Annotated in this window: 12 protein-coding genes; 4 read left to right on the forward strand and 8 right to left on the reverse strand. The window is 65.1% G+C overall.

Annotated features, from left to right (window positions below; all coding sequences use genetic code 11):
- The first annotated feature begins 76 nt into the window (after positions 1-76).
- Positions 77-1,207 carry a cupin-like domain-containing protein gene (locus JOE27_RS08385; protein ID WP_204918516.1) on the forward strand — a complete coding sequence of 377 codons (1,131 nt, stop codon included), beginning with the start codon at positions 77-79 and terminating at the stop codon, positions 1,205-1,207.
- Between the two features lie 88 nt (positions 1,208-1,295).
- Here JOE27_RS08385 and JOE27_RS08390 read toward each other — a convergent pair whose 3' ends face one another.
- From JOE27_RS08390 to JOE27_RS08425, 8 genes are all read right to left on the reverse strand, one after another.
- Complete coding sequence (locus tag JOE27_RS08390) at positions 1,296-2,687, reverse strand: aspartate aminotransferase family protein (RefSeq protein ID WP_204918517.1); 1,392 nt, start codon at positions 2,685-2,687, stop codon at positions 1,296-1,298.
- Between the two features lie 136 nt (positions 2,688-2,823).
- Entirely contained in the window at positions 2,824-4,146 is a 1,323-nt protein-coding gene (locus JOE27_RS08395; RefSeq protein WP_012315383.1) for an ATP-binding protein, read from the reverse strand.
- Complete coding sequence (locus JOE27_RS08400; RefSeq protein ID WP_119687503.1) at positions 4,143-4,826, reverse strand: response regulator transcription factor; 684 nt, start codon at positions 4,824-4,826, stop codon at positions 4,143-4,145. The genes JOE27_RS08395 and JOE27_RS08400 overlap by 4 nt, the downstream gene beginning before the upstream one ends.
- 148 nt (positions 4,827-4,974) lie before the next feature.
- Positions 4,975-5,541 carry a nucleotidyltransferase family protein gene (locus JOE27_RS08405; RefSeq protein WP_204918519.1) on the reverse strand — a complete coding sequence of 189 codons (567 nt, stop codon included), beginning with the start codon at positions 5,539-5,541 and terminating at the stop codon, positions 4,975-4,977.
- The gene (locus JOE27_RS08410) at positions 5,538-6,509 is read right to left on the reverse strand and encodes an XdhC family protein (RefSeq protein ID WP_115274257.1); all 972 of its coding nucleotides are present in this window, start codon (positions 6,507-6,509) and stop codon (positions 5,538-5,540) included. Before JOE27_RS08410 ends, JOE27_RS08405 begins: the two co-directional genes overlap by 4 nt.
- A gap of 3 nt (positions 6,510-6,512) precedes the next feature.
- Complete coding sequence (locus tag JOE27_RS08415) at positions 6,513-7,673, reverse strand: cytochrome c (protein WP_223255091.1); 1,161 nt, start codon at positions 7,671-7,673, stop codon at positions 6,513-6,515.
- Between the two features lie 53 nt (positions 7,674-7,726).
- On the reverse strand, positions 7,727-8,263 hold the full coding sequence (locus tag JOE27_RS08420) for a (2Fe-2S)-binding protein (RefSeq protein ID WP_012315391.1): 537 nt from the start codon (positions 8,261-8,263) through the stop codon (positions 7,727-7,729).
- Positions 8,256-11,087, reverse strand: coding sequence for a xanthine dehydrogenase family protein molybdopterin-binding subunit (locus tag JOE27_RS08425; RefSeq protein WP_204918521.1), 2,832 nt, complete (start codon positions 11,085-11,087; stop codon positions 8,256-8,258). The genes JOE27_RS08420 and JOE27_RS08425 overlap by 8 nt, the downstream gene beginning before the upstream one ends.
- 266 nt (positions 11,088-11,353) lie before the next feature.
- On the opposite strand from JOE27_RS08425, the gene dsbD reads away from it, so the two are divergent.
- The 3 genes from dsbD to dsbG are packed head-to-tail and all read left to right on the forward strand — an operon-like array spanning position 11,354 to position 14,662.
- On the forward strand, positions 11,354-13,066 hold the full coding sequence (dsbD, locus tag JOE27_RS08430; protein ID WP_204918523.1) for a protein-disulfide reductase DsbD: 1,713 nt from the start codon (positions 11,354-11,356) through the stop codon (positions 13,064-13,066).
- A complete protein-coding gene (locus JOE27_RS08435) occupies positions 13,066-13,902 on the forward strand; it encodes a TlpA family protein disulfide reductase (RefSeq protein ID WP_046785283.1) in 837 nt (278 codons plus the stop codon). The genes dsbD and JOE27_RS08435 overlap by 1 nt, the downstream gene beginning before the upstream one ends.
- Position 13,903: 1 nt before the next feature.
- A complete protein-coding gene (dsbG, locus tag JOE27_RS08440) occupies positions 13,904-14,662 on the forward strand; it encodes a thiol:disulfide interchange protein DsbG (protein WP_046785284.1) in 759 nt (252 codons plus the stop codon).
- Positions 14,663-14,718: the final 56 nt, after the last annotated feature.

Below are 14,718 nucleotides of genomic sequence, written 5' to 3' on the forward strand. Positions count from 1 at the left end.
CCGGGCGGCGCGCTAAATTTCGCAGCCCGCCCTTCGTTCCGTTCTCACACCCCACCCCCCACGAAGAGGCTGCGCCGTGGAACTGCAACCTTTGCTGAGCAAGCTGTTCGCCAATGCCGGTGCCGTCGGCGTCGAAGGCACCTTCCAATTCATCTTCGGCCCGCAGCAGGCCTACTGGTGCGAAGCTGGTACCCAGCCGCGCACCGAGGCCGGTCGGCATGCCACGCCGGATGTCACCATCGAAGTCACCCAGCAAGACCTGCTGGGCATCATGGCCGGCAGCGCCAACGTCGAAGAGCTGTTTGCTGGCGGCCGGCTGAAAATCGGCGGCAACCTGGGCCTGGCCACTTTGCTTCCGCAAATCATCGACCTGGCGCGCAAGGGGGTGACGGCGCAGAAGACCGACATGAACCAGCGCCATGTCACGCCACCGCGCTACAGCGAACGTGTGTCGGCCAGCCTGCCACAGCTGACCGAGGTAGAAAGAATCCCCGCCGCGCAGCTGGATGCCGAGCGCTTCCAGCGCAACTTCCTGCCGTACGGCACACCGGTGGTGATCAGTGACGCCCTGCGTGAGTGGAAGCTGTTCAACCTCGAGCGCCAGGCTTCGCTGGAGCACTTCGCCGAACTGCAGGGCATCACCCGCCATGGCGACTATGTGAAGAAGACCTTCTCCACCGAGCGCGACTTTCGCTCCACTTCCATGGCAGATTTCATCAACTCGCTGGACAACCCGCAGCCACGCACCGGCAACGGCGAGCCACCGGCTTACATGGGCAACAACATCGTGCCTGCGCAGTTGCTTGAGCTGATCCAGTACCCGCCCTACTTCGAGCGCTCGCTGTACATCGCACCGCGCATCTGGATCGGCCCCAAAGGCACCCTCACCCCTTTGCACCGCGACGATGCCGACAACCTGTTCGCCCAGGTGTGGGGGGACAAGTCGTTCATCCTGGCAGCGCCGCACCATCGCCCGGCACTCGGCACCTGGTCGACCTCACCCAAGGGCGGCCTGGACGGGTGCGACTTCAACCCCGATGCACCGGTTTACCAGCGCTTCCCTGACGCGCGCGGGGTTACCTTCCTGCGCGTGCTGCTGCAAGCCGGCGACCTGTTGTTCCTGCCCGAAGGCTGGTTCCACCAAGTGGAGTCGGTGTCGACATCGCTGTCGGTGAATTTCTGGGTCAACTCCGGGCGCGGCTGGTAAGCGGCACAGGGCGCGACAGGCATGCCGCGCCAACTCCCGTGGCAGCGGGCTTGCCGAGAAATGGGGCGCAACGCGCCCCCTCGTGAGCTCAGACCGCCGCAGCCAGTGCCTCGGCAAAGCGCTGCGCCACGTCATCGATCTGCTGCGCGCTGATGATCAGCGGCGGCAGGAAGCGCACCACCGCACCGTGGCGCCCACCCAACTCCAGAATGAGCCCGCGTTTGAGGCATTCGCGCTGTACCTTGGGTGCCAGTTCGCGATTGGCCGGTGGGTGGCCCAGCACATCGCGCGGGCCTTGCACATCGACCAGTTCGACCCCGAGCATCAGGCCACGCCCACGGATATCGCCCAACTGCGGATAGTCGCGTTGCAGCCGCTGCAGGTGATCACGCAGGCGCTGGCCCATGGCCTCGGCATGCTCGGCCAGCCGATGCTCGACCAGGTAGTTGATCACCGCCGAACCCGCCGCCATGGCCATCTGGTTGCCACGGAAGGTGCCGGCATGGGCGCCCGGCTTCCAGGTGTCGAGCCAGTCGCGGTACACCACCACCGCCAGCGGCAGGCTGCCACCAATGGCTTTGGACAGGGTGACCACATCCGGCACGATGCCAGCGTGCTCGAAGGCGAACATCCGCCCGGTACGGGCAAAACCGCTCTGAATCTCATCGACGATCAGTGCAACACCGGCTTGCTCGGTGATGCGGCGCACCCCCTTGAGCCATTCGACATCGGCAGGAATCACCCCGCCTTCGCCCTGCACCACCTCCAGGATCACGGCAGCGGGCAGCGGCACGCCGCTTTCAGGGTCGAGCAGCAGGTTTTCCAGGTAATGCAGGTTGGCCTTGACCCCGGCTTCGCCACCCAGGCCGAACGGGCATCGGTAATCGTAGGGGTACGGCATGAACTGCACCCCGTTGCCCAGCAAGGCACCCAGCGGCTGCTTGGGGCCATGGCTGCCCATCAGGCTCAGCGCGCCCTGACTCATGCCATGGTAGGCGCCCTGGAAGGCCAGCACGGTGCTGCGCCCGGTGGCGCTGCGCACCAGCTTGAGCGCTGCCTCCACGGCGTCGGTCCCGGTCGGGCCGCAGAACTGCACCTTGGCTTCACGGCGCAATGCTTCGGGCAGGATGCCGAACAGGTCCTGAACGAAGCGGTCCTTGACCGGCGTGGTCAGGTCGAGTGTGTGCAAGGGTATTTCATCGGCCAGTACACGCTGGATGGCCTCGATCACCACCGGGTGATTGTGGCCCAAGGCCAAGGTGCCGGCGCCCGCCAGGCAGTCGATGAACTGCCTGCCCTCGACATCTTCGACATGGATGCCACGGGCGCGCTTGAGCGCCAGCGGGATGCGCCGCGGATAACTGCGGGCGTTGGATTCCTGTTGCTGCTGGCGTTGCAGCAGGGGCGACTCGGTGAACTCGTACAGCGGTTGCGGCGCACTGGCCGGCGGGACCTGGGCAAGGCTGGAAGCAGTCGACATGGGTAAATCCTCGCAAGCAAGCGAATGTGCGGGTAGTTGTCGCTTGGAAAACGCTTGGCTGGGGGGAGGATTTAGCGCTTGTTATGGGATTTTTTGGGGTCTGTACCGGCGATGGGGCCGGTACAGGCGGCGAAGATCAAGCCCCCGAGCGCGCCGGCACTTGCAGCACCACCCGCAAGCCATCGCTCTGGCTGTCGAAGCGCAAGCTGCCGGCACAGCGCTGCACGATCGCCTGAACAATCGCCAACCCCAGCCCGCAGCCACCGCTCTGGCCGTTGCGCCAAAAGCGCTCGGTCAAGTGCTGCAGGTCATCAGCGGCAATACCAGGCCCATGGTCGCGCACCATGAAACCAATCTGCCCGTCGGCCATCTGCACCTCCAGTTCCACTTCAGTATCACCGCCATGGCGCAGAGCGTTGTCCAGCAGATTGCGCAGCGCCGCCACCGCCAGCGGGGCCGGCATGCCGAGGTAGATCTGCGTGGCCTGCTCGGGCAGGCGCAGAACGATGCGCCGGTTGTCACCCCCACCGGCATCCTGCACGGCCTGCCGGGCGACCTGTTCGGCGCTGCACTGCACGCCATCTTCGAACGACAGGCTGCCTTCGACCCGCGCCAGCAGCAGCAGCTGTTCCAGGGTCCGGTGCATGCGGTCGGTGCCCTGTTCTGCATGTTCCAGCGCCTGTTCGCGCACTGCGCCATCGGTCATGCGGGCCACCTGCAGGTGGGTCTTGATCGCCGTCAGCGGGCTGCGCAGTTCATGCGCGGCGTCGTCGGTCAGCCGCCGTTCGCGCTCAAGGGTCTGGGCGATGCGCAGAAACAGCTGGTTCTGGGTGTCGAGCAAAGGTTGCAACTCACTGGGCAAGCCCGCCACCTGCAACGGCTCAACGCTGTCGGCACGCCGCCTGCGCAAGGCGTCACGCATGCGATTGAGCGGCTCCAGGCCTTTGCCCAGGCCGATCCACACCAGCCCCAGGCTGCCGAGCAAGGCCATCAGCACCGGCGCCGAAGCTGCCAGCAGGATCGACTGGTTAAGTGCCTCGCGCTCCATGTGACGGTCGGCAGTGGTGATGCGCACATCGCCATGGTTGTAGGTGAAGGTACGCCACAGTGCACCGTCGATGGTCTGGTCGCGGAAGCCGCTTTGTTCATCGTCCATGCCCCCATCATGCTTGTGGTTGCTGGCAAGAATCTCGCCGCGCAGCGAACTTACCTGGCAGGCCATGCCGTCGGGCACGGTGAACTGGTCGGCGGAAAAGTGCGCCTCTTCGCCCTTGGCGGTCAGCGGCTTGGGCAACTGGTCGATCAGCCCGGCAACCATGCGCGCCGAAGCCACCAGGCGCTGGTCGAGGGAGAACATCATCTGCTGGCGCAGGTCGCGCAGCATCCAGGCAGCAGCGAGCACCCAAATGATGATGAACGCGCTGCCCAGAATCAGGCTCAGGCGTACCCGCAGGCTCATGATACGGCTTCCTCTGGCGCCTGCGCCGGGCCAAGGCGGTAGCCCAGGCCGCGCACGGTCTCGACGATGCTGTTGCCAAGCTTGCGGCGCAAGTGATGGATATGCACGTTGAGGGCGTTGCTTTCGACTTCGTCGCTGAAGCCGTACACGCAGTCCTTGAGCTGTTCACTGGACAGCACCCGGCCCGGGTTCTGCAGCAGCGCCTGGAGCAAGGCCTGCTCACGCCGCGACAGGTCGACCGGCTGGCCGGCCAGGGTCGCTTCGCAGCTACTGGGGTCGTAGCGCAGCGGGCCATGCTCGATCACGTTCACCGCCCGCCCGGCAACCCGGCGTAGCAAGGTGTGCAGGCGCGCGGCCAGCTCGCGCAGGTCGAAGGGCTTGAGCAGGTAGTCGTCGGCACCGGCCTGCAGGCCGTCGACCCGGTCGGTGACCGCATCGCGCGCGGTGAGCACCAGCACCGGCAGATCGATACCCTGCTGACGCAAGCGGCGCAACAGCTTGAGGCCGTCTTCATCGGGCAGGCCAAGGTCGAGGATCATCACGTCGAACTGCGCCGCCTGGAGCATGGCACGGGCGGCACCGGCGTTGGCCACGCGGTCGACGGTCAGGCCTTGGGCGGTGAGGCCGGCGCAGATGCCGCTGGCGATCAGGTCGTCGTCCTCGCAGAGCAGAACGTGCATGGTGGGGGCTCCCGGAGTGGTGTGGCTGGCATTGCACTATTGGGGGATTAAGGGGGGATTATGGGCTTTTTTCCGGTAGCGGGTGTGTCGGTTGTTTGAGGCCCGACGCATGAATTCTAGCGCCGGTGAGATCGAGTGCCGCCCGCGCTCAGCGGTTTACCGCCTCTGGCCGGTCCACATCCTGCAACACCCCGGCGTCCTGCACTTCAAACCTGATGCAACTCGCCGGGTGTGCCTTCACCACAGAACGCGCCCCTTCATCACCCGTCAGGCGTGAAAGCGCCGGCCAGAAATCGCGCCCGAACAACACGGGGTGCCCCTGTTGGCCGTCATGTTCTGGCAAGACGATCCTGGACAAATCGGCAACCGCGGCAAGCTGGCCCAACGTTGCCTGAGCGATCCAGGGCATATCGCCCAACAGCACCGCCACTGCCTGTGCCTCACTATCGATCAACGACGCAGCCCCAGCCGCCAGGCTATGCCCCATCCCCAATCCGGCATCCGGGCTGGAAATGATCCGGCATGCGCCCGGCAAGCCCAGGTCCTCGCCCCGCTCGCCATCGCGCAGTACCACGCGAACATCGCTGAACACCGAGCAAGCCCGCTCGACGCTATGCACCAGCAAGCTACGCCCGTCGCCCAACGTGGCCCGGCGCTTGTCGCCACCGAAACGCACGCTGCTGCCCGCCGCCAGCACCAGCGCGACGATGCTCACAGCGCCGCCCGCTGGATGCCGTTACGCATGCGCAGGATATCGGCCAGCACTGCCAGGGCGATCTCTGCGGGGGTCTTGCTGCCCAGGTTGAGGCCGATCGGTGCGTGGATGCGCGCCAGCTCGCCGCTGGCCAGGCCACCGATGCGCTGCAGGCGTTCGCGACGCTTGTCGGAGGTGGCCTTCGAGCCCATCACGCCAATGTAAAACGCCTCGGTACGCACTGCTTCAAGCATGGCCAAGTCATCGATTTTGGGGTCATGGGTCAATGCAACCACTGCCGTGTCGGCATGGCAACCACCGTTGGCGATGAATTCCGACGGCAGCTCGCGGCGCACTTCGATGCCGTCCAGCACCACGCCTTCGAGCACCTCGTCACGCGGGTCGCAGAGGATGACTTCAAAACCCAGCCCTTTGCCGAACTCGGCGCAATAATGCGCAACGCTGGAATACCCCGCCAACAGCAGCCGCTGGGCAGCGCCCACACGCAGACGCACACGGGTGCTATCACGTTCGACCCTTGGGCCCTGGCACGAGTCGTCGCTGAGCCGGCGCGTGCCGTCAGGCAGGCTCACCTCGCGCAAGAGCCGCCGCTGGCCCTGCAACGCACCAGCCAAGGCGCGCAGATGCGCCTGCACTTCGCAATCGGCCGGCAGGTTTTCCACCAGCACCTCCAGCACCCCGCCACAGGGCAGGCGAATGCTCGAACGCCGGTCGCTGCCATCGCCATAACGCACGATCGCGACCGGCTCGGGAAACTCGCCAAGGGCCACGCGCTCAAGGAAGTCTTCCTCGACGCAGCCGCCCGACAGCGAGCCCACCCACTGCCCTGCCTCGTTCACCGCCAGCAGCGAGCCCGGTGCGCGAGGCGCCGACCCGTAAGTGGCAAGCACCGTGCACAACCAGACCCGCTGGCCGTTGCCCGACCACTGCATCGCCTGGTGTACGACCTGCAGATCTAGATGTTGCACGTATTACTCCGCCTTCAGCTCAGCTAGCTGCTGTACGCTCAAATCACCCGGCAATCCGCCCCAGGCCTGACGCAGGTAGTTGACCATATCCGTGACCTGCTCATCACTGAGTTTGTCGGCAAAGCCTGGCATTGGCTGCATGCGTTCGAAGCCTGTGAATTGCTGCTCACGGATACCGTCGAGGATGGCCTTGACCAGGTTGCGCGAGTCCCCCTGACGCAGCACCGTGTTGCCCTGCATGGCCACCGCGATATGCGGCTTGCCTTCGCCGTCGACACCGTGGCAGCCGGCGCAGACGTTGAGGTACTGCTGACGGCCGCGCTTGGCGCTGTCGCTGAGCTGGTCCAGGGGGACTTCCTGTATGACCTTGGCAGGCGGTGGCTGTTCACCCAACAGATAAGTGGCCATGGCAGCCAGGTCGGCGTCCTTGAGATGCTGGGTGCTGTGGTGCACCACCGGGTACATCTCGTTGAACATGCTGCCCTGGGCGCTGATGCCGTGCTTGAGGAAGGTGGTGAGGTCGGGGTGGGTCCAGCCACGCTCGGCGAGGTCCTTGGCCAGCAGGCTCGGTGCCAGGTAGCCATTGAGCAGCCCGCCGGTCAGGCGCTGATCCTGCTGCAGCGCACCAATCGGGTTACGCGGGGTATGGCACTCGCCGCAGTGGCCCATGACTTCGACCATGTACTGCCCGCGCTGCCATGCCGGGCTCTTGCCGTCGGTGGGCTGCAACTGCACGCTCTTGCCGTACAGCATGTTCCAGCCCGACAGGCCCATGCGCACGTTGAACGGGAAGCTGAGCTTGGTCTGCGGTGCCGGGCGGTTGATCGGCGGCACGGTCATCAGGTATGCAAGGATCGCGTCCGAGTCTTCCCGCAAGATCAGGTGGTACGAGGTGTAGGGCATGGCCGGGTACAGGTTGGCGCCGTCCTTGCGTTTGCCCTCGGTGACGGCCGCAAAGAATTCGTCGGCCGTGTAGTTGCCGATGCCGTACTGTTTGTCCGGGGTGATGTTGGTGCCATAGATGGTCCCGAACGGCGAGTGGATCGGCAGGCCGCCGGCATACGGCGCGCCGCCTTCGGCGGTGTGGCAGGCCATGCAGTCGGCAGCACGGGCCAGGTATTCCCCACGTTTGACCAGCGCCTGGTCATCTGCCTGGGCAACCATGGCGACGGCAAGGCCCAGCGCCAGCGTGAGACCGGAACGAACGAACGCCATGCTCAACCCTCCTTGACCAGGCCGAGGTCGTTGAGGACCGTGCGGGTAGCATCGTAATAGCGTACGTAGCCGGTGCAGCGGCAAATGTGATGCCCCAGACTCTCTTCGATGCGGTCTTCAAGTTCGCTCTTCTTCACCGGCTGGCGCTGGGCATTTTCCACCAGCACGGTCGCCGCGTTGACGAAGCCGGGTGCACAGTAGCTGCACTGGAAGGCGAACAGGTCGACGAACTTCTGCTGGATCGGGTTCAGCGTGAAGTTGCCGGCCTCGTCCTGCTTGGCATGGCTCTCGATGGTACGGACCTTCTTGCCGGCGAAGTAGTGGGCACCGGTGATGCAGGTGCGCACTTCTTCACTGGTGCCATCGGGGTTGTCGACGATCACCACGCAGGCATGGCAGATACCCTGGCCGCAGCCCAGGCGCGAGCCGGTGAGGTTCTGGTGTTCGTGCAGGTAATCGATCATCGCCAGGTCGTCGGGGACCTCGACCGGACCGACAGGTTGACCATTGAGGGTCAGTTGAAGCGGACGGTTAGCCATTGAGGGCCTCCTTGATGCGGGCTGGAGTAATCGGAAGATCGCGAACACGCTTGCCAATGGCATGGGCCACGGCGTTGCCGATGGCACCGACCACCGGGATCATCACCACCTCGGCAATGCCCTTGGACGGGTCGGTGGGCGACAACGGTGGGAGGATCTCGGACGTCTGCTTCCAGACGGCCACGTCCTTGGCATGCGGCAGGCGATAGCGGTTGAAGTTCCAGTCGCCCTCCCCCGGGCCACCCTCATGCAGTGGCATCTCTTCGGTCAGCGCATGGCCAATGCCCATGGCGATGCCGCCTTCGAGCTGGCCCTTGACCAGCTCCGGTACCAACACCCGGCCGCACTCGACCCAGCTGTGATGGTTGAGCACCTGGACTTCATGGGTGCCCTTGTTCACTTTCACTTCGACGATAGTGGCCACTGGGCTGTAGTAAGTGACCATGGCGTTGTTCAACTGGGTGGCCGGGTAGGCGGCGTTCTGCCGGTCGAGCAAGTGGTAGCCGTTGCTGCTCATCTGCGCTTTCTTGGCGTTCGGTGCACCGTCGCCGTACTTAACGGCCACGGCATCGAGCGGGAAGCGCTCGCGCACGCCGTCGATGACGAAGTCGGCTTCCGCCCAGCTCCAACGGTTGAAACCGTGAACGCTGACGCCGGTGACCAGGCCCATTTCGTGGGCTTTCTTCGCAAGCTCGGCGAAGGGAATGGGCGCCAGCCCGTTGCCGGTCAGCTCACCATTGACCCACACCGCGTTCTCGCGGCGCACCACCAAGGGGTTGGCCTGCCCGCCGAACGGGCCTTGGCGCCACAGGGCCATGGCCGCCGGCCAGAGGCCATGATTGAACAGCACGCGCGCCGCTTCCCGGGTGGCGTGGCTGAAATAGAACGCCGAGTTGGTCGCCGACGATGGCGATGCCAGTTTGCCGACCCAGCGCGGGTTGCGCAGCGCCGCATCCTGCTCGGCCTGGCTGATCAGGTAAGGGTTGCCGCTGGTGGCCAGTTGCAGTTCAGGCCACTCGGTCACTGCGGTCTTCACCTCGTCGGCCGAGCGGCCGAGGAAGTCGCTGACCACCAGGGCCTGGGAAGTGGACATGCCGGTGCCCAGTTCGGTGCCGATGTGGCGCAGGCTGATGCGGCCATCGGCAGTGAACTCGACGCTGGCCATCGGCGCTTCGGAACCGGTGCCGAAATCCTTCTGGCAAATGGCAAAGCCCACGCCGTACCAGTGGTCCGGGTCCTTGGCGTCCATCTGTCGCTTGCGCGCGTCACGGTTGCGCCACCAGTCGTGGGCAGCAGCCTTGTCGAGGATCTCGTGCAGGCGCAGAGCGCCGGCGGGCACTGCGCCTTGGGTGTTCTTCATGCCTGACTTCAGCGCATTGGCCCGACGCAGGTCGATGGCATCGACACCCAGGCGTTGGGCGACCTCGTCGACCATCATTTCGGTGGCCGCCATGGTCTGCAGGGTACCGTAGCCACGCATGGACCCTGCCTCGACGCCCCGCGAGTGGTAGGCGGTGACGGACAGGTCGTTCTGCGGCATGTAGTAGATAGACTGCGCCGCCGTGGCCCCGACTGCGGCCACCGACGGGCTGTAGTTGATGCGGCCACCGCCGTCACAGCTCATGTCGGCGCGGAAGATCCTGAAGCTGTTGTCCTTCTTGTCCACGGCCAGTTGATAGCGGATGTCGAAGGCATGACGCTTGATGCCGCTCTGGAACTGCTCATAGCGGTCGTTGGCCAGGCGGACCGGCACGCCGGCGCCATACAGCGCGGCAACCGCAGCGTAAAACACGAAGATGTTGTTGTCTTTGGAGCCATAACCCACGGTGTAACCCGGGTGTATGTTGAGGTGTTTGAGGGCGAAGCGCGACGGCTTGATCATGTGCACGCAGTCCTGCGCCACTTCGAACGGGCACTGGGTGGCGACCACGAAGTGCAGCGTGCCGGTGCCGGCGTCGTACCAGCCATTGCCGTTGTCGGGCTCAAGCGCCGCCGGTTCGATGGAAGGCGTCTTGTAGCGCTCATCGAACACCAGCCAGTCTTCGGGCGGGTTGTCCAGTTGCTCGCCGATGCGTTTGGCGTAGAACAGGCCCTGCTCGGTGAGGTCGCCGTGCTGGTTGGGCTGCTTGGACCACACCGGCTTACGGTTGAGAATGGTGGGGAACAGCATGGCGTTCTTCAGGCTGGAGAACTCATCGTCGTCGAACGGCGTGGCCCCACCAACGCGGACGAAGCGGAAGCTGCCATAGGGGTCGCGCTGATACAGCGGGGCCTGGGCCCCGTAGCGGATCGCCTTGTCATTGAACTGCAGCTTGCGCTTGGCCTGGCGGAAGCGCTCGAAGTCGTTCCAGATCAGGATCGCCACCGGGTGGCCTATGAACATCGGCACCTTGCCAGGTGGCAGCAGCGGGTCGGGCGAATGGGCTTCGGGCCAGGCAATGCCGTCCTTTTCCAGGTCAGCGGAGGTGACGATGCGGTCTGGCTGCAACCCGGCGCCGAGCCACTCAAGGTCGTAACCGGCGTAGATACGGTCGGCCTTGGTGGTCTTGAGCAACATGGCGTGCCCTTGCTGCTCGGGCCAGCCGGGCATGTCCTTGGCGCGGATGTCGCGGGCAAAGACTTTGTTGCCGCACACCTTGGACAACGCGTCGTTACGGAAACGCGCCTTGCCGTCGTGGTTCATCCACTTCTGCGGCGAGGTGGTGACACGATCTTCCATCAGTGCGGCGAAGGCCTGGCTGCCGAGCGGCGCCATGCTCACGCCGACACCGGCGATCAGGCCACCTTGCAGGAAGGAGCGCCGGGAAATATCACGGTTGGACATGCTTGATCCTCTGGGCAGGCCGCTGCCTGCCCATCTTTTGATTCTTGTGCTGGAAACGCGGAAGGAGGTGACCGCCGACACAGGGCGCCCACAGAAAACTGACTTTCACGTCAACTTTACAGCACTCAAGTAGGTTTTGGCAAAGTCAAGCAGACAGTATGTCGCGGTATGTCCATGCTCAGCTCGCACGAACGTGGCCACAGGTTAACCTTGGGTTAATCGGCTCAGGCCAGCATGGCCCCGTTCAAATCTGCCAAGGCGAAGACATGCGCGTCCTCCTGCTCTTCCTAACATTCCTTATGGCCGGCCCGCTGCAGGCCAACCCGTTCGACGTAAAGCCCGACTTCCTGCCGGTGAACCAGGCGTTCGTCCTGACCCACGACCGCCAGGCCGACGGCCAGATGCGCCTTTATTTCCAGATCAAACAAGGTTACTACCTCTACCAGAAGCGCCTGAAATTCGACGGCCTGCCCGTCGAGCAGCACCCGCAACTGCCGCCGGCCCTCAACCATCACGATGAATTCTTCGGCGACAGCGCGGTGTACCGCGACCAACTCGAACTGCTGCTGCCCGCCAACGCCCAAGGCCAGTTGCGCCTGGGCTGGCAGGGCTGCGCCGACGCCGGCCTGTGCTACCCGCCGCAAACCACTGTCATCGACCTGGGCGGCAGCGCCGCGCCTGCCACTGACCAGGCCAGCGACCAAGCCCTGGCCAGCGGCCTGCAAAGCGCCAGCCTTGGCTGGAGCCTGCTGGCGTTCTTCGGCCTCGGCCTGCTGCTGGCGTTCACCCCTTGCTCGCTGCCCATGCTGCCGATCCTCGCCGGCCTGGTCATGGGCAACGGCGCCAGCGCACGACGTGGCTGGGTGCTGGCCGGGGTCTACGTGCTGAGCATGGCGCTGGTGTATGCAGGGCTCGGCGTGGTCGCCGCGCTGCTTGGCGCCAGCCTGCAAGCCTGGCTGCAGCAGCCTTGGCTGTTGGGCAGCCTGGCGGCGCTGTTCGTGTTACTTGCCCTGCCGATGTTTGGCGCTTTCGAATTGCAATTGCCAGCCGCCCTGCGTGATCGCCTGGACCGTGCCGGGCAGAGCACCCGGGGCGGCAACCTCTACGGTGCGGCGCTATTGGGAGCACTGTCCGGCCTGCTGCTCGGGCCGTGCATGACCGCCCCGCTGGCCGGCGCCCTGCTTTACATCGCGCAGAGTGGCGATGTGCTGCAAGGCGCGCTGGTGCTGTTCAGCCTTGGCCTGGGCATGGGTGTGCCACTGCTGTTGCTGGTGACCTTGGGCAACCGCTACCTGCCGCGCCCGGGCGCCTGGATGGAGCGGGTCAAGGGGGTGTTCGGCTTCGTGTTCCTGGCCATGGCCCTGTACACCGTACGCAGCCTGCTCGCCGCACCGCTGCTGCTGGCCTTGAGCGGCGCGTGGCTGATTGCACTGGGCTGGGCCGCGTGGCCGGCCCTGCAGCGCTTGCCTGCCTTGCGCGCCGTACCGCTGCTGGGCGCATTGTGGGGGGGGCTGCTGCTGATAGGCGCTGCCGCCGGTGGCGATGACCTCTGGCAGCCGTTGCGCCCGTTTGCCGGTGGCCCCGCACCTTCGGCCACTCAGCACGCCGAAGATGCGTTTGTCACCGTCAGCCGCCCGGAGGACCTGCAACGTGAGCTCAATGCGGCCAAAGCCCGTGGCCAATGGGTGATGGTCGATTACTACGCCGACTGGTGCGTATCGTGCAAAGTCATGGAAAAGCAGGTGTTTGCCCGTGACGAGGTGCAAGCCAGCCTGGCCGGCGTGCACCTGCTGCGCCTGGACGTGACCGCCGATGCCCCCGCCAGCCGCGCGCTGCTGCAACGCTACCAGGTACCCGGCCCACCCAGCATCATCTGGCTCGGCCCGGAAGGCGAGGAACGCCGCGCACGGCGCATCACCGGCGAGGTGGATGCGGCCGCATTCCTGCAACATTGGGCCCAGACCAGGAGCCAAGGTTGATGCTGACTGTAACCTTGGGGCCCCTGACCATGGCCCTCAATCATCTGTTGATGCTCGCCGCCCTGGGCATCGCCAGCGTGGTCGGCTGGTGGGTCGCCCGGCGTGGCGGCGAAAGCCCGGAGTCGGCGCTATTCAACCTGTTCCTGATCGGCCTGCTGTGCGCTCGGCTGGGTTTCGTGCTGGTTTACTGGCCGATGTACCGCGATGACCTGGTGCAGGTGATCGACATCCGCGACGGTGGCTTCCTGCTCTGGTCGGGGCTGATCGGCGTCGTACTCGCCAGCCTCTGGCAAGGCTGGCGCCACCCCGGGCTGCGCCGCCCGCTGGGCTGGGCACTGTTCAGTGGCGCGCTGTTCTGGGGGCTGGCCAGCCTTGGCAGCCATCTGTACAGCAAGGGCACCGAGCTGCCAGAGCTGAGCCTGCGCAATGCCAGCGGGCAATCGGTTGCGCTGCACAGCTACCGCGGCAAGCCGCTGGTGATCAACATCTGGGCGACCTGGTGCCCGCCGTGCCGACGGGAAATGCCGGTGCTGCAACACGCCCAGGGTGAGTACCCTCACGTGACTTTCCTGTTCGTCAACCAGGGCGAGACGCCTGAAAACGTCAGCACCTTCCTCGCCACCACCGGCCTGAGCCTGACCCATGTGCTGTTCGACGGCACCGGCATCCTGGCCCAGCGGGTAGGTTCGATGGCCCTGCCCACCACCCTGTTCTACGACGCCAACGGGCGGCTGATCGGCAGCCACCTGGGCGAGCTGTCCCGGGCCAGCCTGCGCCATGCCCTGGAACCTTTCGAACGGGCCGCTGCGCCCGCCCCTGCCGCACAAGGAAAATGACATGCGACTGACTGCACTGCTGCCCCTGTCCCTGGCCCTGCTGGCCACCCCGCTGGCGCATGCCGAAACCCTGCCCAAGGCAATCGAGCAACTGCAAGCCAAGGGCGCCGTGATCAAAGGCCGCTTCGATGCACCCGATGGCCTGCGCGGTTACGCCGCCGAGTACCAGAACAACGGCATCGCCCTGTACCTCACACCCGATGGCAAGCATGTACTGGTCGGCAGCCTGTTTGACGAACAGGGCCAGGACCTCAGTGCCGCCCCCCTGGAAAAGCTGGTGTACGGGCCCATGTCCAAGGCCATCTGGGCGAAGCTGGAAGAAACCAGCTGGATCGCTGACGGCAAAGCCGATGCACCGCGCAAGGTATACCTGTTCAGTGACCCGAACTGCCCATACTGCAACATGTTCTGGCAGCAGGCACGGCCATGGGTAGAGTCGGGCAAGGTGCAGCTGCGCCATATCATGGTCGGCATCATCCGCGAGGACAGCCCAGGCAAGTCGGCGGCACTACTGGCCGCCAAGGACCCGGCCAAAGCGCTGGAACAGCATGAAAAAGCAGGCAAGGCCAGCACGCTGAAAGCGCTGGACAAGGTGCCAGAGGCGGTGCAGCAGAAACTGGCGGCGAACCTGGCCTTGATGGAAGAAATGGGCCTGCAGGCCACCCCGGCAATCTTCTATCAGGATGAGCAGGGCAACCTGCAGAGCCAGCAAGGGGCACCGCGGCCGGAGTTGTTGGGGAAAATTCTCGGCAAGCGTTAAATGTTGCAGATTTTGGGTTCTCGGTGCTCCTGAGATCGAGCGCCGCGCGGGCGGCG

It is taken from the genome of Pseudomonas sp. M5, assembly GCF_016907075.1.
Taxonomy (GTDB): domain Bacteria; phylum Pseudomonadota; class Gammaproteobacteria; order Pseudomonadales; family Pseudomonadaceae; genus Aquipseudomonas; species Aquipseudomonas putida_E.

Excerpts from the sequence above, each read along its gene's own strand:
- dsbD (WP_204918523.1), top strand. The coding sequence starts at position 11,354 with ATGCGCGTCCTCCTGCTCTTCCTAACATTCCTTATGGCCGGCCCGCTG.
- JOE27_RS08395 (WP_012315383.1), bottom strand. The coding sequence starts at position 4,146 with ATGAGCCTGCGGGTACGCCTGAGCCTGATTCTGGGCAGCGCGTTCATC.
- JOE27_RS08435 (WP_046785283.1), top strand. The coding sequence starts at position 13,066 with ATGCTGACTGTAACCTTGGGGCCCCTGACCATGGCCCTCAATCATCTG.
- JOE27_RS08390 (WP_204918517.1), bottom strand. The coding sequence starts at position 2,687 with ATGTCGACTGCTTCCAGCCTTGCCCAGGTCCCGCCGGCCAGTGCGCCG.
- JOE27_RS08400 (WP_119687503.1), bottom strand. The coding sequence starts at position 4,826 with ATGCACGTTCTGCTCTGCGAGGACGACGACCTGATCGCCAGCGGCATC.
- JOE27_RS08425 (WP_204918521.1), bottom strand. The coding sequence starts at position 11,087 with ATGTCCAACCGTGATATTTCCCGGCGCTCCTTCCTGCAAGGTGGCCTG.
- JOE27_RS08420 (WP_012315391.1), bottom strand. The coding sequence starts at position 8,263 with ATGGCTAACCGTCCGCTTCAACTGACCCTCAATGGTCAACCTGTCGGT.
- JOE27_RS08415 (WP_223255091.1), bottom strand. The coding sequence starts at position 7,673 with ATGGTTGCCCAGGCAGATGACCAGGCGCTGGTCAAACGTGGGGAATAC.
- dsbG (WP_046785284.1), top strand. The coding sequence starts at position 13,904 with ATGCGACTGACTGCACTGCTGCCCCTGTCCCTGGCCCTGCTGGCCACC.